Origin of the sequence: Fundicoccus sp. Sow4_F4 (assembly GCF_052116145.1) — a bacterium.
Taxonomy (GTDB): domain Bacteria; phylum Bacillota; class Bacilli; order Lactobacillales; family Aerococcaceae; genus Fundicoccus.
Genome location: NZ_JBQKLQ010000002.1, coordinates 208,832 through 227,068, shown reverse-complemented (window position 1 = coordinate 227,068; position 18,237 = coordinate 208,832). Strand labels below are relative to the sequence as shown.

Here is an 18,237-nt window from a genome sequence, read left to right as displayed (position 1 = left end):
ACCAGGACAATTTACTTGCTCTGGTGTTTTTCGTCTGCTGGAAAATTTTAATCTTTTCTTTTTAATAAGCGCAGGCCGTTGAGAATCACGAGTATTGTGCTGCCTTCGTGGAAGACGACGCCGAGGGGCAGGTCGAGCCAGCCGATAATATTCAGGGCAATCAGTGCGACAATCACTCCAACTGAGAAAATCACGTTCTGCAAAATAATTCGATTAAGCCGGTGGCTGAGGTCATAGCTATCGTAGAGCTTATTCAAATCGTTTTGAACAATCACGACCTCGGAACTTTCCATCGCAATCGATGAACCGCTACCCATGGCAATGCCGATTTCAGCATTGGCTAAGGCGGGGGCGTCGTTAATTCCGTCACCAATCATCCCGACCGATAGGCCTTTAGCCTGGCTTTCTTGAACAAATTTGATTTTATCTTCGGGTGAGAGGTCAGCATGAAAATGCTCGATGCCAACTTCGCGGGCGACTTTCGCAGCCACTTCATAGTTATCACCGGTTAATAGCACCACATCCACGCCACTCGCTTTGAAGGCTTCAATCGCTTGTTTCGACTCAGCCCGAACTTGATCGGCCAAGTTGAAGTAGCCGATAATTTCCAACTGGCGCCCGACAAACACTGAGGTGTAGCCAGGTTGAATTTTCTGTCTCATATTGAAAGGATCCGTGAAATTCGCAAAGGCCGCAGGTTTCCCGACGAGTAAATCACCTTTACGTAGGCCTTTACCTGAGACTTCTTCAACGTTTTCGTCACGATTGACTTGATCCAGTTGGATGTTTGGGAAGGCATTGATAATCGCTTGAGCAATCGGGTGACTTGAAAATTGTTCCATATAAACGACTTCTTGAATAACGGCTTCGTCGGCTTCATGGGCAACGACTTCAAAATCACCATGCGTTAAGGTGCCAGTTTTATCTGAGAATAAGACGTCCATGCGACTTAATTCTTCCATGGCCGCGCCACCTTTAAAGAGGACGCCGTTTTTGGCTCCGTGGCTGATCGCACTGAGGGTGGCTGGAGTTGCTGAGGCAACCAAGGCACACGGGCTGGAAACAGTCAGCAGAATCATGCCGCGGTAGAAAGCTTCGGCGAAGGTGTAATTTTGGTAATAAAGAATCGCAATAAAAACCGGGACGGCTAGGAGCACGGTTAACACGTATTTACTTTCAAAGCGGTCTATGAATTTAGAAATTTGAGAGGGGCGATTTTGGGCTTCATCGACCATCCGAATAATGTTAGAGAAGATGGTTTCAGAACTGAGCTTGCTGACAGTGAGATGGAAGGCATTACCTTCGTTAATTGTGCCGGCAAAAGCTTCTTCGTTGGTGGCCTTTTCGGCTGGGACTGATTCGCCGGTTAAGGCAGCTTCATTGACTAAGACTTGGCGGTCAACGTAACCATCGATCGGTAATTGAGCGCCGCGTGCGACAACAACTTGGTCGCCAACGACCAATTGATCGGTTGACACTTCAATCACGTCACCATTTGCTTGGAGTAATTGAGCGGTGGTTGGCACTTGTGCCATCAATTCTTCAATCGCTTTGGTACTTTTACCCATCGCAAATTCTTCCAGCGCTTCAGCGGCCGCAAAAATAAACAGCAACATGGCCCCTTCAGATTCAAATTGAATTAAACTGGCACCTAACGCTGACAGAATCATTAACAAGTCGACATTCAGCTCTTTGTTTTGAACGGTATCGACGACTGCAGCTTTGGCGGCATAAAAACCTAGAAAGAAAATAGCTAGATAAAAGATGTAGGGACTCAATGGACTGCCAGTAACCATCAATAAGAAGCCTGCGATCAAAAACACCGTTCCTATTAACAGAAAACGACCTTGACGGTTAGTAAGTAAATAACGGAACAAAATAACTCCCCCTTTTTTATGAAAGAATTGAATGACGCTTGTTTAGAATCATTCTATTGTATTCAGTATAACCCTTCTGTGAATAAATCACAAGGGCTGTGTGGTTATATTTAGGTCAGGAAATAGCTGAGTGAGGGGGCGCCGAGGTGGGGCGTCGATTGAGGCAAGCTTTATAGAGACTCAGCGCGATCGGGAGCTGATCGTGGGTAAGTTCGTGAATTCTCACTCTATTTCTTTAGTTTATCTGCTCAAAATGCACTATTCTTCAGAATATCAGCTACTTTTCATCATTTTAGTCGGATTTTCACGTGCCGAAAGGAGCCACGTGAATTTTGACTTGATTTTTGACGTGCCGAGGTTAGCCACGTGAATTCTCACTCGCCATTCGGTGTCGCGCAAATCGCCACACCGCTTTTGTCTCATTACTTTCTACTAATAGTTTAGTCTTCTGACGTTTTATTAGTAGATACTTCACTATCACGGGCTTACGATCGTGGTAAGCTTCTATGAGAGTCGTCTCGATTGGTCATCGGTCGCGGGCAAGCTTCTATGAGAGTCGTCTCGATTGGTCATCGGTCGCGGGCAAGCTTCTATGAGAGTCGTCTCGATTGGTCGTCGGTCGCGGGTAAGCTTTTATGAGAGTCGTCGCAATCGGGCGTCGATCGCACCATTCTTTTTGAAAGGGTGTCCCGATCACCGTCCACTTGCACCATCCTTCATTGCGTCACGGCGCAATCGCCCGCCACTTACCACTCCCGCAGCCTGCCCCGAACGCCTGCCCCGAACGTCTGCCCCGCAGCCTGCCCCAAACGCCTGCCCCAAACCACCCACAACCCCCAATCCCCAACTCAGTCATATTTTGCCAATAAGACTCCCAGAAATGTTCAGGCTTTATTTGCCTTTAAAACCAAAACTTGATGGCCGTCAAGGTTGGTCAGGGAAGGACTAGGTATACTATGAAGTGTCAGGTGGCAAAAGTCATTTAAATAAATTATAAAAAAGGGGAAATCTATCATGCAAAGAACAATTCTAAGTCATAAAAATCATATTACCTTAATTAGTGGGCTCCTAATTACACTCGGCTTCTTCAGCCATTTCGTGCTCGACAACGTCACCATTTTTACTTGGTCGTTCGTAATTGCGTCAATTATCGGTGTCGCGCCAATCGCTATTCAAGCTTACCAAGCTATGAAAGTTAAAGTCGTGAGTATTGATGTTCTAGTAACCATCGCCGTTATTGGTGCCTTTATCATCCAAAACTTTGAAGAATCTGCAATTGTCACATTTCTATTCTTATTCGGTTCATTCTTGGAGCAACGCACTTTAAACAAAACGCGCTCAGCGATAAAAGAGCTCACCAACATGGCACCCGAAAGTGCCTTGAAACAACTAGCCAATGGCGACTTTGAAGAAGTCGATGTGGACGAAGTTGATGAAGGGGATATTCTGTTAGTGAAGACGGGGGCGAAAGTGCCGGTTGATGGAACGGTTCTGATTGGCGAAGGTCACATTAACGAAGCGAGTATTACCGGGGAAGCCGTGCCGGTTAGTAAGCAGGTTGATTCAACTGTCTTTGCGGGAACGATTTTAGAGAATGGGACGATTCAAATTCGCGCTGACCGGGTCGGAGAAGATACGACGTTTGGCCGAATCATCGAACTAGTTGAAGAAGCTCAAGATTCTAAATCTGAAGCCGAACGTTTCATTGATAAATTCTCTAAATATTATACGCCAGCAGTTTTGGTGATTGCTTTCATCGTCTGGCTGTTCACGCGTGATGTTGAGTTAGCCATTACTGTCCTCGTGCTAGGTTGTCCAGGTGCCTTAGTCATCGGTGTACCAGTTTCGAACGTTGCCGGTATTGGAAATGGCGCGCGTCATGGCGTCTTACTTAAAGGGAGTGAAGTCATCAATGATTTCAGTCGTGTGGATACCATCGTCTTTGATAAAACAGGAACCTTAACAATTGGTAACCCAGAAGTTGCCGAAAAAGCTTACTATGGCGAGCGCGCCAATCAAGCGTTAGGCTATCTAGCTAGTGTTGAACGTGAGTCGGATCACCCACTTGCCAAAGCCATTTTAAAAGAAATCGGTGACGTTGAATTTTCAACGGTTGAACAAACTGAAGTTGTTAAAGGTGGCGGGATTGTTGCAGTGGTTAACGGCCAGCGCGTCGCCGTTGGGAATGTCTTTTTAATGGAACAAGAAGGCGTTGTGCTAAATGCAGCCGCTCAAGCGGACGTTAAACGCTTTGAAAAAAATGGTAATTCACTCGTGATAACAGCCGTTGATGGCAGCTTAGAAATCTTAATGGGCATCCGCGACCAAATTCGACCAGGGGTTAAAAATGACTTAGCTCAGTTAAAAGCGATGGGCGTCAAAAACCTAGTCGTTCTGTCGGGTGATAACCAGGGAACGGTTGACTTAGTCGCAGCGGAATTAGGCTTAAATGAAGCACATGGTCACATGTTGCCGGAAGATAAATCTGCCTATATCGCAAAAATGCAAGCTCAAGGTCAAATCGTGGCCTTCGTTGGGGACGGGGTCAACGATAGTCCATCCTTAGCGCTAGCAGATATTGGAATCGCAATGGGTAGCGGAACCGATGTCGCAATTGAAACCTCTGACGTTGTCCTGATGAATTCAGATTTCAGTCGCTTACCACATGCGCTGGGCTTGACCAAAGCCACCGCCCGCAACATGAAGCAGAACATTCTGATCGCAGTGGGCGTGGTGCTTGTGCTCCTAGCTAGCCTGTTGTTCAGCGAATGGATGAGTATGTCAATCGGCATGCTGGTCCATGAAGCGAGTATTCTAGTCGTGATTGTTAACGGCATGCGCCTCCTGAAATACGAGTTGAAAGGCGCCAAGAAATACGAAACCACTAAAGCAACCCCAGTCAAAATATAACCAAAGAAAACTTGATGAGGGTCAAGTTATTAATAGTAACTTCCCTCTATAATAGAGTTAAGAAGTAATAAAATCACAAAAAAGGGGAAATTAAAATGAAACAAGCAACTATCCAATTAGAAGCCTTATCGTGTCCATCATGTCTACAGAAAATCGAAAATGCGGTTAAAGGCTTAGACGGCATCGACAAAGACAGTGTCAAAGTGATGTTTAATGCCAGTAAAGTCAAAACGCAATTTGATGAAGAAAAAGTTTCACTTGAGACCATCAATAACTCAATCGAAGCCTTAGGTTACGGTGTCCTTAAATCAAAAGCTAAAGCCGTTTAATCGAAGCCAATTAACCAACAATCAAACAGGAGTGCCGACGCGTGCGTCTGCTACTCCTGTTTTTTTTTAGGTCTAAATTAATTATTTCTTGATGGGGATCAATTTAAAAAAGAGTCGCATCCGCTATTATCTAAGAAGTAATCTTTTACTAACTAACTAAGGGAATTAATGGGTTTTAAGAAAGAAGGGGGAAACATATAATGAAGAGATTGTTTATGGGAGTAGCAGTTATCTTAATCGTCTTGGGGGCAGGGTTTTGGTTTGGTGAATCGTATTTCGCCGAGCGCTTCTTCGCGAATTCATATTTGGGCAATGTGGAAATCAGTTATCTAACTGAAGACGAGGCGAATGAAAAAATTAAAACAGAGTTAGCAAATTACGACTTGGCGGTGACTGAAGCCGGTCGCACGTGGGGCAGTCTGACATTTGAGCAATTAGGTTTAGAAGTCAAGCCCGAGGAACAGGTGGCCGCTTTACGGAGAGAACAATCCCAACAGAATTGGTTGACGAGTTTCTTTCAAGACAGCCAGCTAGCTTTTGATACGCAAGCTGTATTAGCGATTGAAGCTGAATCGATGGAGGCTGGACTCGCAACTTTTGAAAGCTTTTTCCAAGAGCGTCAAGCACCGACCGATGCCTCGCTAGTTTATTCACCTGAAGCAGGCTATACGATTCAGTCTGAACAGATCGGAACGCAATTGGATCAGACAGTTTTAACGGACTTGTTGTTAGAGACGGTTCAAGCGCCAGAGTTAAGCTTAGACGTTAGCGACGCTTACTTGCAGCCGGCTGTGACCGCGGAAGATGCTGAGTTAACGGCGCGCCTTGCTCAAATTGACGCCGCTTCGTCGATGTCAATCACTTTAGAAATTGCGGGCTATGAGGAGGTCATCACTCCGGAGATGATTTCGGGTTGGCTATATGTTGCAGCAGATGATGGTGAGTTATATTTTGATGAGGGGTTGATTTATGAGTATCTCGGGACCTTGAATGAGGCTTATGCGACCTATGACGATTACCGTTACTTCGAGAGTACGCTGCGTGGCGGGGTCGAGCTGGTGCCGGGGACTTTAGGGTGGTCGATTGACCGCGAGACAGAAGTTCAGTCGATTTTAGAGGATTTATATGCGGGTGAATCGGTTGTCAGAGCGCCGATGATTGTGGGGAGTGGTTATAATGGCTCGCTGGATGATATTGGCGCGAGTTATATCGAGGTCGACATTCTCAGTCAGATGATGTTTGTTTATCTGGACGGGGTGCAGGTGATTTCAACGCCGGTTGTGACGGGGCAAATTGGGACGAATACGATTCCGGGTGCTTATTCGATTTGGAATATGGAAACGCCGTCTGAGTTGGTCGGCTATAATCCGCGGACGGAGCAAGATTATGTGCAACCTGTTCAATATTGGATGGGCTTTGACGATACCGGCCAGGGCATTCACGATGCTAACTGGCAACCATATTTCGGTGGCGACGCTTATCTAACGAATGGTTCGCTTGGCTGTATCAACACGCCGCCTGATATCATGTCTTTGGTGTTTGAGTATGCCTATATGGGGATGCCAGTTGTCGTGTTTGAGTAGGGTGCTTTAACGGACTCAAGTTTGGGAATGGGTTTGACTAGGATTAGACCGGTTTTAGTTTGGTTGGAATTGAAATTGCTGGGTAATGATGTGGCTTGCTGGCAACTGTTTAAAATCTAAGAGATAAATCTCACGAAACATACGACACTGTTGTGTAGGCAGTGGTCGTATGTTTTTTTTTAGCATAAGTAGGCGAGGAGAGTACCTGTGAAGAATGGCGATTATTCGTATCGCGCCGGAGACTCGGATGATAGTCTGTAAGTGATTAACAAAGGTGTAATTCGGGTGAGCACGAGGAGTACGCTGAGGCGATTCGTGAGGCGCGAGTTTGTGTGATTAGTCGTGCGGATATGAACATGATTCTGGACGACTAACCGACCATTTACGCGTTTTCTGTTGTAGGAAGTTGCGAATCGTTTGAATGATTCAAAGCGCTAGGCGATGGTGCTGAGTAGGCTGATTTCTTACATCGAGCAGAATACGCAAGCCGATTTGGATAATCAGCAGACGATTCAGCGGTCGAACCGTCAAATCGAGGTGCACGATTTGGATGGCATGCTGATGATAGGAGAGTAGAAAGAAGGCGAGGAGAGTAGAAGCAAGGTATGGAGAGTAGAAGCAAGGTATGGAGAGTAGAAGCAAGGTATGGAGAGTAGAAGCAAGGTATGGAGAGTAGAAGCAAGGTATGGAGAGTAGAAGCAAGGCGAGGAGAGTAGAAGCAAGGCGAGGAGAGTAAAAAGAAGGCGAGGAGAGTAAAAAGAAGGCGAGGAGAGTAAAAAGAAGGCGAGGAGAGTAAAAAGAAGGCGAGGAGAGTAAAAAGAAGGCGTGGGGAGTAGAAAGAAGGCGAGGAGAGTAGAAAGAAGGCGAGGAGAGTAGAAAGAAGGCGAGGAGAGTAGAAAGAAGGCGAGGAGAGTAGAAAGAAGGCGAGGAGAGTAGAAAGAAGGCGAGGAGAGTAAAAAGAAGGTGAGGAGAGTAGAAAGAAGGCGTGGGGAGTAGAAAGAAGGCGTGGGGAGTAGAAGCAAGGTGAGGAGAGTAGAAAGAAGGCGAGGAGAGTAGAAAGAAGGCGAGGGGAGTAGAAGCAAGGTGAGGAGAGTAGAAAGAAGGCGTGGGGAGTAGAAGCAAGGCGAGGAGAGTAGAAAGAAGGCGTGGGGAGTAGAAGCAAGGCGAGGAGAGTAGAAAGAAGACAAGTAGAGTAGAGTCCAATCGAATGGAGTATAATGCTGAAAAGCGAGGAATAATATGGAAAAATAAAGTATAATACAAGTATGCAGAGTTAAGATGAGGTTGGCGAAAATATAAAGAAATTTCAATATTTAGAAGAGCAAACAGTGAAATTTAAAAAGACTCCTGATTTACCAGCTTTTTTATAGCAAATAAAAACTTGATGTGCGTCAATTTAATTCCAGCCAATCCGCGGTAAAATGGTCTTAACAACTAAGGAGGAATATAAATGACAACATTAAAAACTTTTTTATTAGATAACGAGGAAAAACTAAACATGTATACAACAGCTATCTCTAAGGTTCATGTGGGCAATCACCCAGAAGTTCATGAGGTTAAAGCTTTATATGAAGAGATTTTAGCAGAAGTTAAGCAAGAAGCAGATGCAACAGCTTTAACCCAAGCCTTTGACCGTTTAGCTGCCGTGACGGATCACTATGAAATTCCTGGTGATACGTGTGAAACCTTTGCAGCGGTTTATCAGGATTTAGAAAATGCGGATAAACTATATCGGGCAGAAGTCGTAGAATAAGGGCCACGCAAGCCCATTACTAAGATTATGAAACAAGGAGGAACGATGATGACATCAGCAATTATACAACTTGGGACGTTAGACTGTCCTTCTTGCCTTCATAAAATTGAGGCAACCATCAAATCTTTAAACGGAGTCAGTCAGGAAGGCAGTCGTGGCTTATATAATTCAAATAAACTTAAAGTTGTTTTTGACAAGCAGATGATTCAACTTGAGGCGTTAGAACAAGAAATTGAGAAGTTAGGCTATGATGTGTTATATTCGAAAGTCAATCGTCCGTGACGATCTTGAAAAGTATTCTGGTAAGAGGTTAAAAGAAAGTGAAGTGAGACGATGAGTGAGACGAAGGCTTATGCGTGTATTCGGATCGTGCCGATTTTTAATCATTTGAATGATGAGATGATGGACAAAATAGGTCAACGAGCCAAGCATCGGAAGTTGAAAAAAGGGGAATACCTGTATCAAGCGGGTGACTCCGATGACAGTTTATATGTGATTAATCAAGGGGTCATCAGGGTTACGCGGATGGCTTCCAATGGGAAGGAACAATTGGTGCGGTTGCTGTATCCCGGTGATTTCACGGGTGAATGGACGATTTTTGACCAAGCGAGTGAGCATGAGGAGTATGCCGAAGCGATTCGTGAGGCGAATGTTTGCATTATTAATCGTGATGACTTGAATGAAATTTTAGACGAGAATCCGTCGATTACTCGATTTCTGTTAAAAGAAGTCGCCAATCGTCTGGTTAAGTCCGAGCGCCAAGCCATGACCTTGAGCACTGAGAATGTCTTGAGTCGTCTCATTTATTTCATCGAACAGAATGCCCAGGCACCACTGGGCAACCGTCAGGTAATTAAGTTGCCGATGGCTAGAAAAGATATTGCGGCTTATCTGGGGACCACGCCAGAAACGGTCAGCCGAAAGTTCAAGGAGTTGGAGGAGGCTGGTTTTATCCGTCAATTGGCACAGCGCGAAATCGAGGTGCTAGATTTAGATGGCATGTTGATGATGAGTGACGCTTGACGCCGTAGGCGTGCTTTGAATGGAAGTCATACGACTAAAAGAACGCTGAGCAGATAGCTCGGCGTTCTTTTTGCGTGGAGCGTTATTGCGTTTGATCGACTGCAGATGATCGGCGTTCTTTTTTTGCGTGGAGCGTTATTCAGCGCGTGTCAGACCGTTGCGCCTTGGAATTATTTAAGGCCTTGGATGCCGGCTTCCAGAATTTCCATCAAGCGAATCGTTTCATGGTCTTTGACGATTTTCTCGTCGCCGTGAATAATCGAGCGATAAATCCCTTCGTAAATCCGACTGTAATCACCGACTTGGGAGATGATCTTCTCCTCGTGCAGCACGCCGTCAGTGTCGATATAAGTTAAAGCGCCATAATGTTCCGGCTGATCAAGGCCGAAATTTGCCTGGTCCGGCATGTAAAATCGTTTCAAATCTGCTTCTTGACGGTCTTTCGTTTGCTTGATAAAGATACCTTTGCTGCCATAAACAATAAAACTTGGTCGTTCAAGCAGTCTGAAATAACTCGACTTAACCGAGACTTTTGTCTGACCATAATACAAATCAATATCAAAATAGTCATTCATCCGGCCCTCACCAAGCAACTGGCGCACATCGTAATGCACACGGTCCGGTTCGCCCCAATAGGACAGTACTTGGTCAAGCGTATGACACCCATGGCCATATAAATAACTATGGATCGCCGAAAAGCTGGTGGAGCTTTCTGGAATTTCAGGTCGGTAGTAGTCAAAATGCATTTCAACTTCCAGAATATTCCCAAGGCGTCCACTTGCAATCACCTCTTGAACTGTTAGGAAATCTGAGTCAAAGCGCCGATTCTGGTAGCATTGAATAAATAGCTTTTTTTCTTTGGCAAGCGCAAATAGTTCGCGCGCTTCGGCTGCTGTTTCACAGAAAGGTTTTTCAACTAAGACATGTTTATCGTGATTGAGACAATCTTTGGCTAAATCGAAATGAGTATCACCAGGCGTAGCGACCACAACCAGTTGAATTTCCGGGTCTTGATAGACTTCTTGAATATCACTTGTATAATGGATGTCAACTAGTGGCTGCCAAGTATCTTTAATCGTTCGGTTGTAGATTGTTTTGACGCGTATTCCTTCAACCTTGGTCGCAAAAGGTAAGTGATACCGATTCGTACTCTTACCATTACCAATATAAGCAATTGTTAACATAAAACGCTCCTTTCAAATCTGGAAAAATAGCCTGGGAGTAACCGAACTTTAGTCGTGCGGTTCACGAGCCAAGAAAACTTTAGTCGTGAGCTGGACGACTAAAGAAGTGAGTGGTCGGTTGCCTTCTTCAATAATGTTCACCCCTAATTTTACAGCAATCCTTCAAGTAAGGCTATTTAAAGAATTAGCAAGACTACTCAAAAGACAAAAGACAAGAGACAAAGGTGTCAGCCACTGCGTGTCTGACGATTATATAAAGGGCGGATGCTAGTTTTAATCGTCGTGAGCTAGGAGCGAACGACACCGCTGGTGTTTTATGTTTTTTTCTAACCGGCGGTGTGGGTGTATTTGCTTCGTTTCGTGTATGAAGCAAATACTCTTGTGTCTTTTTGCGCTCGAACCCAAAACCCGAACACGAACACGAACCCAACCCAACCCAACCCAACCCAACCCAACCCAACCCAACCCAACCCAACCCAACCTAAAGCCGGACAGCTGTCTCCCAGCCCCAATAAAAAAATCATCCGCCACAGACGGATGACCAAATTCTTCTATTATATATATAAGCACCTATTCACGCGCCAACAAAGGCACAACTAGCATCAGCGACTATTGTGCCACGAAGTGGCCTGGACTGACTTCGACCAGTGTCACAACGTGTTGGCTGGCAGGCACAGCGTCTTTAATTTCCTGGTCACTGGCACGAAACTGGGCGTCAAGACGAGGTACGGCACTTAATAACTGTTGCGTGTAGGGATGCAACGGCTTGTCATACAGTTCATTTGTTTCGGCGATTTCGACGATTTGACCATGTTGCATCACGGCCACCCGGTCGCTAATTTGCTTCACAACTGCCAAGTCATGCGCGATAAATAAATAAGTTAGGCCCAACTGTTCCTGTAGTTTTTGCATCAAGTCGATAATTTGAGCTTGAATCGATACGTCCAAGGCAGACAAGGGCTCGTCGGCCACAATGAAGTCAGGTTCAACGGCTAAGGCGCGGGCGATTCCAATTCTTTGACGCTGTCCGCCAGAGAATTCGTGGGGGAAGCGACTGGCAAAGCTAGCGTCGAGTTCGACGAGTGCCAATAATTCTTCGATGCGCTCTCGGCGTTGGCTAGCGTTTTTGACTAGGCCGTGGGTATCGAGGGCTTCACCGATAATATCTTCGACTTTCATACGCGGGTCTAAAGAAGCATAAGGATCTTGGAAAATAATCTGCATGTCTTTACGGACACGCAACCGTTCAGCTCGTGTTAGTTGCTGCAAGTCGAAACCATGGAACATGATGCGACCGCTAGTAGGTTGATATAATTGTAGAATCGCACGACCTAATGTAGATTTTCCTGAACCAGATTCACCAACCAAACCTAGCGTTTCACCGCGGTAAATGTCCAAGTCGACTTGGTTAACGGCTTTGACTTGTTGACCTTTGCCAAGGTCAAAGACTTGCTCTAATTTTTCAACGGAAATTAGAGGTTGAAGGGGGCTTTTGGCAAATCCTTCATTGTCTGATGCGACTGCCACCGCCTTATGCTCATCTGCTAATACCCCAATCTTGCGCGGCACTTTCTCTTGCTCGATTCTAGGTACCGCGTCCAACAACAATTTCGTATAAGGATGCTTAGGCGAAGCGAACAGCTCCTCAATCGGCCCTTGCTCAACAATGCGACCATTCTGCATCACAATCACCCGCGTACAAATTTGCGCCACAACTCCAAAGTCATGACTAATCAATAGAACAGACAAACCCAACTCGGCCTGTAAATCCTTAATCAGTGTCAAAATTTGCGCTTGAATCGTGACATCCAAAGCCGTCGTTGGCTCATCCGCAATCAACAAGCTCGGCTTGCCGGCCAAAGCAATCGCAATCATAATCCGCTGACGCATCCCACCTGAAAACTCGTGCGGATACAACTTAAAACGCGCAGCCGGCTCCTTAATGCCAATCGCGCTCATTAAAGCGATTGCCTCAGTCCGTGCAGCACGCCTCGACACCTTACGATGCAAACGCAAGACCTCAACAATTTGCTCGCCAACTGTCATCGTCGGATTTAAAAAACTCAACGGATCCTGAAAAATCATCCCAATCTCCTGCCCCAATAAACGACGCAAAGCGCGCGGCTTCAAGGACAACACATCCTGCCCCTTAAACACCACCTGACTTTCTGGAGCCATCCGCGCATTGTCCGGCAACAAACGGGTCACCGAACGCGCCGTCATACTCTTACCACTACCGGACTCACCAATAATCCCAACAATCTCGCCCGCAGCGACCGAAAAGGACACCTCGCTCAAAACCTCCTGAAACTGATCCTCGCTCTCGAAACTCAGCCCTAACTGCTTAACGGATAAAATCTCAGACATACCAAACACCAGCCTCTCATGAATTAACAGCGCTCATTATAACACACCAAAACCACCCCCAACGCCCAACCACCCCTTCAAAAAACCGAACACTAGCCATTAGAAAATCCTAAAACCACCCCCAGCACATAAGCAGTATAATGACAAAGAAAATACCCGGAGGTGACACAATGACCCACACAAGACACTGGAGCGCACTCTACCAACAGATGCACGGACGCTGGCCCTACCGCATCGCGCTCTGGCTACTCGGACTGCCCTTACACCTATACTTATATAGAAAACAACCGGCCAGCCCACCACCGCCAGCCAACCACAAGCTACACACCGAAGAACAAAACAAACAACACTACTTCGGAGAAAATAAGAGTCCAGAAGAGACGGCGAAAATCGTCGCTAAACGCCTCAAACACACGCGCAAAAACAATGGAGGCAATCGAACGCTTGCGAAGCGTTTTGGCGAACTAATGACCAACCGCAAGGGCTTTATCACGGCTATGATTTTAGCATGGCCGATGTTAGGTTTGATGATGCTCTACCGGCTACCCCTATTACGCTATATCATTGAAAGACTCTTCCAAATGGTCTTCGTGATCCTCGGCGTTACCACCATCGTCTTTACCTTATTATATTTCTCGCCATCAGAACCGGCCGTCAATATTCTGGGCGTCCAAGCCACACCGCAACAAATTGATAACTTCAATCTCTTACATGGTTTGAACGATTCTTATTGGCTTCAATTAGCCCGCACTTTAAAGGGGGTTGCGACCTTTGATTTCGGCTATACCTATGTCGGCAATGAATTCGTGATTGACGCCTTGGTGCGCCGCTTCCCAGTGACGCTGCAATTGACCTTCTTTTCATTAGGAATCGCCTTAGCCATCGCGATACCGGCAGGCATTTACGCAGCCGTCAAAGCTAATTCCTTGTTTGATCAATTCTTTATGTTCCTAGCTTTAATTGGGCTATCGATTCCAACTTTTTGGCTTGGCCTGATTTTTATTTTCAATTTCGCCATCGAAAACCGCTGGCTACCAGCCACTTATAATCCAAGCAACCCTTGGTCTTTATTGATGCCAGCCGTCGTTTTAGGTACCAGCCTAGCCGCCGCCGTGGCCCGGATGACCCGTGGCTCAACCTTGGAAGTTATTCATGAAGATTACTTATTAACCGCACGTTCAAAAGGCCTTTCTAATTGGCGCATCATTTGGCGCCATATCATTCCCAATGCCTTAATTCCGGTTGTCACCGTGATTGGCTTACAATTTGGTGGCATGTTAGGCGGCTCCGCTGTGACGGAACAAGTCTTCAATATTAATGGCGTCGGTAGCTATATTGTCGAAAAACAATTCGTGCCCGATATTCCAGCCGTTTTAGGCGGCGTGATTTACATCGCGATTATCGTGTCAATCGTCAATCTAATCGTTGATCTCTTGTATGCCGTACTTGATCCGCGCATCCGGACATCACTAAAAGCTTAAGTAAACAGAAAGGAGTCGACGATCGTGTCACAAAGCAATTTATATTCAGCCAATACTAAACGCTATTTACGCTTTGCGGCTGTCTTATCTGGCGTCTTTAGTCTAGGCGTTTTAGTCTTCAATTTCAGACGCTTTGGCTTGGACTGGGGTGTTGAAAGTCTGATTTTCACCCTTGGACATCTAGTGCTGAGCGCAGTGGGTGGTGCGACCACTTATGGCTTACTCAACGCCCCACACCAAAAAAAGTTGATTAAAGCCAATAACCAGCTTCAAGAAAGCCCCAAGGCGGTCGTTTCAAGCAATCCTAGCTGGCATCGTCCGTTAGGAGTCCTTTTAATGTTATCAGTATTGCTGGGCAATCCCTTTAATTTTATGAGTGGTTTCATTTTTTATTTTAGAAAAATTCAAGCCTATCAATATTTCTTATTATTTGCGGTCTTGGTCGACTTGACGCTGGTCGCGGTGTCGCTGATTAATTTAGCTAAGCCACAAGTCAATCCGCACTTTTATTTAGGCATGAGCCTGCTGCTGATTAATCTAATGCTGCATAGCCTGTTATTGTTGGCGCCCAATTGGATTGACTCACTGAAAGGCCGAATGATTATTGTTCCTATTGTGACCATGGGGGTCTTGTCTTGGTCTGGCAATCTCTTGTCGTTTGCGGCAGCCTACTTGCTGGCGAAAAGTCGTCAACAAGACAAGCGCCGAAGTCTGTTGGCGAATTTGGCCCGCCATGAAGTTGCGATGTTCGGTCTGTACATCATTACGGTGATTTTAGCTTTAGCGATCACCAGTTATTTAACCTTTGATTACAGTTATGCGGTCGAGAATAATTACTCAGCGATTTTACAAACGCCAAGTTGGCTTTACCCATTAGGGACCGACAATTTCGGACGTGACGTTTTTTCACGTTTGATTTTTGGTGGACGTATTTCGATATTAGTTGGCTTGTTGGCAACTTTAGGGCCTTTGTTCATCGGCGGCTTCTTGGGGGCACTGGCAGGTTACTATTCTCAGCGAATTGACCAAACCATTATGCGCGTCTTGGACATTCTTTATGCAATTCCAGGCATTCTGTTAGCCATCACGATTGTGACCGCCTTTGGTACATCGACACAGAACCTGATCTTGGCTTTGAGTATCGGTGGAATACCTGGTTATGCCCGGACGATGCGTGCGAGTGTGCTGCAAGTTAAACAGATGGAATATATCGAGGCAGCACGGGCGCTCGGCGTATCGGACGCGAAAATTATTCTTAAGCATGTGATTCCAAATGCAAGTGCCCCGATGATTATTCGCTCATCCTTGACGGTCGCCACCGCAGTTATATCGACCAGCAGTTTGAGTTATCTGGGTCTAGGTGTCGAAAGTCACATTCCCGAATGGGGCAATATTCTGAGAATTGGTAGCGATTATCTCGAAACCCATCCTTACTTAGCGATTTACCCCGGTTTAGCGATTATCGCCTTAGTATTATCTTTTAACTTCTTAGGCGATGGCTTACGCGATGCGCTCGATCCTAAGATGAAGTAATGAAGCGTAAGCAAACAATAGAAAGAGGTGAGGCAATGAATTTAGACGAAGAAGGTTGTTGTTGTCATTGTGATTGCCGTGCAAATCTAAAACCAGATAAAAAGGAGAATTATCGTTTAATGAAACATTTATTGAGTAAAGCAATTTTATCCGCAACGTTATTAGCAGGAACGGTCTTACCCGCTGCCGCTAACTTACAAACAGTGAAGGCCCAAGATGCAGCCATTCCGGTGACTGTTCTAGCCCAATCTTCATCCGAGCAAAATGCGAACATCGTTCGCGACCAGCTAACAAAAGCCGGCTTCCAAGTGGAAGTAAGCCTACAGCCAGACTATGCAAGCTTTACAGCGCAAAAAGAAGCAGGCAACTATGACTTGGCGATATCAAGTTGGACAACCGTTACAGGAAATCCAGACTATGCCGTGCGTTCATTATTTATTTCAGAAGGTGACAACAGCATCATAAACAACCCTGAAATCGATGAGTTAATCGAATTAGCCGCTTCGCAAACGGCTGAGGAATACGTAGACACTTATAAGCAATTTGAAGAAGTCTTAGTAACTGACAATGCTTATATCGTTCCTCTATACACATCGCTTAAAGCGCAAGCTTATAACCATGAGGTGTTAAAGCCAGAGTCGATTCGTTTATCTAAATCACGCGCCTTCGCCTGGGAAGGTGTCTCTTATGTGGATGACAGCCAAAACGCGACACGTCCTTTAGTTTTAACGCAAGAAATGGCTGACTTAACATCCTTAGACCCAATCAAAGGCAACGATGGAAGTATCAACCAATTAAATACCAACATGTATGTCCGCTTAATTAACTTGACGGATGATGACCAAATCACATCTGAAAATTCATTGAGTTATAACCATGTCATCGCAGAAGGTAATTCAGATTACTATTTCATCCTAAGAGATGATATAAACTTCGCGAAAGTCGAAGACGGAAGAGCAGTGGATACGGGGGATTTAGTATCGGCAGAAGATGTGGTTTTCTCATTAAACCGTGCCAAAGATTCTGAGTCTGTGCCTGATCACCGGACATATAGCTTGCATGAACATATTGCAGAAGTCAGCGTCGTCGAAGACCTTGCGGAATTAGAGTCTGCTCTAGTTTCAGGTAGCGACGTGACAGTTAAAGAAGCATTAGAAGCGGATTTACCAGCAGCGATTGCTGATTTAGTTTCGAGCGAAGCAGAAGTTGATAATGCAGCTGGAAATTACCAAGTGGTTAAATTAACAACGACTGAACCATTCCCACAAGTCTTGAATTACCTAGGTCACCAATCCGCCGGTATTGTGTCTGAGGCACAAGTAACAGCTATCAATACGTATGATGTAGCAGCTTATGATCCAAACGTTGACATTGCCTATGGCGACCAACGCGCAATCACTGAAGGTGGCACGTACGATAATCATTTATGGGCCAGTGGTCCTTACTTGTTAGTCGATAAAAACGACTACCAAGCAAACTTTGCTAAAAACCCAGTCTACCGTGCAGAAACTGAAGCGACAGCTAAGATTTCTTCAGTAACAGTTCGTTTTATCGGTGACGCGAGCAGTTCATTATCTGCCTTACGTGCAGGTGAAGTAGATTTACTATATAGCTTGAGCGAAGTCAACTATCCAATCGTCGAAAAAGAAGCCAGCTTAACTTTACAATCGATCCCAAGTAATGGGGTGGCTTACATGTTATTCAATACGAATACACCAGGTCGCCCAGTCTCTGATAGTGTTGATTTACGTAAAGCCATCCTTTATGCAATCAACCAAGAAGAAATCAATGCGGCATACCAAGGCTTGAAGTTACCAGCTTTCACAACGTTATCGCCTCTAGTAGACACTGGCAATAGCTTAGTGGCAGATCCAGCTAAAGTTGAAGAATTCAAAACCAACTACCTAAACAGTTTGGGTGAGTAATGTTTTATAGTAATTAGTAGTAATACATAATAGTAGAATAAAAAATAGCTAGTAGAAATAGTAGAGTTACTAGTAGAAAATAGTAGAAATTTATTAAGAGCGCCGAGCGGACTGACATGTCTTGCTTGGCGCTTTTTGTGTTGCTTGTTATTGGTCGGGGCTGCGCTGTATCGTGGCGACTCGAACGACGAATCCTGGAGGGGGTCCCACATCGTGGCTAACTTCGCCATGATGTGGAAGATCGCATAATGCCATTATACGGTCATATTTTG

Annotated in this window: 13 protein-coding genes and 1 pseudogene; 10 read left to right on the top strand and 4 right to left on the bottom strand. The window is 45.4% G+C overall.

Going from position 1 to position 18,237, the window contains the following annotated elements; translation table 11 throughout:
* Positions 1–47 precede the first annotated feature (47 nt).
* Positions 48–1,877: a heavy metal translocating P-type ATPase gene (locus ACTQ5J_RS05035; RefSeq protein WP_441751113.1), complete on the bottom strand. Its 1,830-nt coding sequence runs from the start codon at positions 1,875–1,877 to the stop codon at positions 48–50.
* Between the two features lie 1,014 nt (positions 1,878–2,891).
* Between ACTQ5J_RS05035 and ACTQ5J_RS05030 the strand changes: the two genes are divergently transcribed.
* From ACTQ5J_RS05030 to ACTQ5J_RS05000, 7 genes are all read left to right on the top strand, one after another.
* Positions 2,892–4,787 (top strand): heavy metal translocating P-type ATPase, encoded by a 1,896-nt coding sequence (locus ACTQ5J_RS05030; RefSeq protein ID WP_441751111.1) that lies wholly within the window; start codon positions 2,892–2,894, stop codon positions 4,785–4,787.
* A 95-nt stretch (positions 4,788–4,882) separates the two neighbouring features.
* Positions 4,883–5,116 carry a heavy-metal-associated domain-containing protein gene (locus tag ACTQ5J_RS05025; protein WP_441751109.1) on the top strand — a complete coding sequence of 78 codons (234 nt, stop codon included), beginning with the start codon at positions 4,883–4,885 and terminating at the stop codon, positions 5,114–5,116.
* 200 nt (positions 5,117–5,316) lie between these two features.
* Complete coding sequence (locus ACTQ5J_RS05020) at positions 5,317–6,699, top strand: L,D-transpeptidase family protein (RefSeq protein WP_441751107.1); 1,383 nt, start codon at positions 5,317–5,319, stop codon at positions 6,697–6,699.
* Between the two features lie 441 nt (positions 6,700–7,140).
* Positions 7,141–7,275 carry a hypothetical protein gene (locus ACTQ5J_RS05015; RefSeq protein ID WP_441751105.1) on the top strand — a complete coding sequence of 45 codons (135 nt, stop codon included), beginning with the start codon at positions 7,141–7,143 and terminating at the stop codon, positions 7,273–7,275.
* Between the two features lie 874 nt (positions 7,276–8,149).
* On the top strand, positions 8,150–8,452 hold the full coding sequence (locus tag ACTQ5J_RS05010) for an iron-sulfur cluster repair di-iron protein, ric (RefSeq protein WP_441751103.1): 303 nt from the start codon (positions 8,150–8,152) through the stop codon (positions 8,450–8,452).
* 48 nt (positions 8,453–8,500) lie between these two features.
* Positions 8,501–8,734: a heavy-metal-associated domain-containing protein gene (locus ACTQ5J_RS05005; RefSeq protein ID WP_441751101.1), complete on the top strand. Its 234-nt coding sequence runs from the start codon at positions 8,501–8,503 to the stop codon at positions 8,732–8,734.
* A gap of 51 nt (positions 8,735–8,785) precedes the next feature.
* Positions 8,786–9,475 carry a Crp/Fnr family transcriptional regulator gene (locus ACTQ5J_RS05000; protein ID WP_441751099.1) on the top strand — a complete coding sequence of 230 codons (690 nt, stop codon included), beginning with the start codon at positions 8,786–8,788 and terminating at the stop codon, positions 9,473–9,475.
* Positions 9,476–9,645: 170 nt separating this feature from the next.
* On the opposite strand, the gene ACTQ5J_RS04995 is transcribed toward ACTQ5J_RS05000, so the two are convergent.
* From ACTQ5J_RS04995 to ACTQ5J_RS04985, 3 genes and pseudogenes are all read right to left on the bottom strand, one after another.
* Positions 9,646–10,659, bottom strand: coding sequence for a Gfo/Idh/MocA family oxidoreductase (locus ACTQ5J_RS04995; protein ID WP_441751097.1), 1,014 nt, complete (start codon positions 10,657–10,659; stop codon positions 9,646–9,648).
* Between the two features lie 609 nt (positions 10,660–11,268).
* Entirely contained in the window at positions 11,269–12,186 is a 918-nt protein-coding gene (locus ACTQ5J_RS04990; protein WP_441751328.1) for an ABC transporter ATP-binding protein, read from the bottom strand.
* Positions 12,187–12,222: 36 nt separating this feature from the next.
* Positions 12,223–13,026: pseudogene (locus tag ACTQ5J_RS04985) on the bottom strand (ABC transporter ATP-binding protein); the annotation flags it as partial.
* Positions 13,027–13,493: 467 nt separating this feature from the next.
* Between ACTQ5J_RS04985 and ACTQ5J_RS04980 the strand changes: the two are divergent.
* Genes ACTQ5J_RS04980 through ACTQ5J_RS04970 form a run of 3 tightly spaced genes read left to right on the top strand, consistent with a single transcriptional unit; the run spans position 13,494 to position 17,965 of the window.
* The gene (locus tag ACTQ5J_RS04980; RefSeq protein ID WP_441751095.1) at positions 13,494–14,507 is read left to right on the top strand and encodes an ABC transporter permease; all 1,014 of its coding nucleotides are present in this window, start codon (positions 13,494–13,496) and stop codon (positions 14,505–14,507) included.
* A 24-nt stretch (positions 14,508–14,531) separates the two neighbouring features.
* Entirely contained in the window at positions 14,532–16,040 is a 1,509-nt protein-coding gene (locus tag ACTQ5J_RS04975; RefSeq protein WP_441751093.1) for an ABC transporter permease, read from the top strand.
* A 35-nt stretch (positions 16,041–16,075) separates the two neighbouring features.
* On the top strand, positions 16,076–17,965 hold the full coding sequence (locus ACTQ5J_RS04970; protein WP_441751091.1) for an ABC transporter substrate-binding protein: 1,890 nt from the start codon (positions 16,076–16,078) through the stop codon (positions 17,963–17,965).
* Positions 17,966–18,237 lie beyond the last annotated feature (272 nt).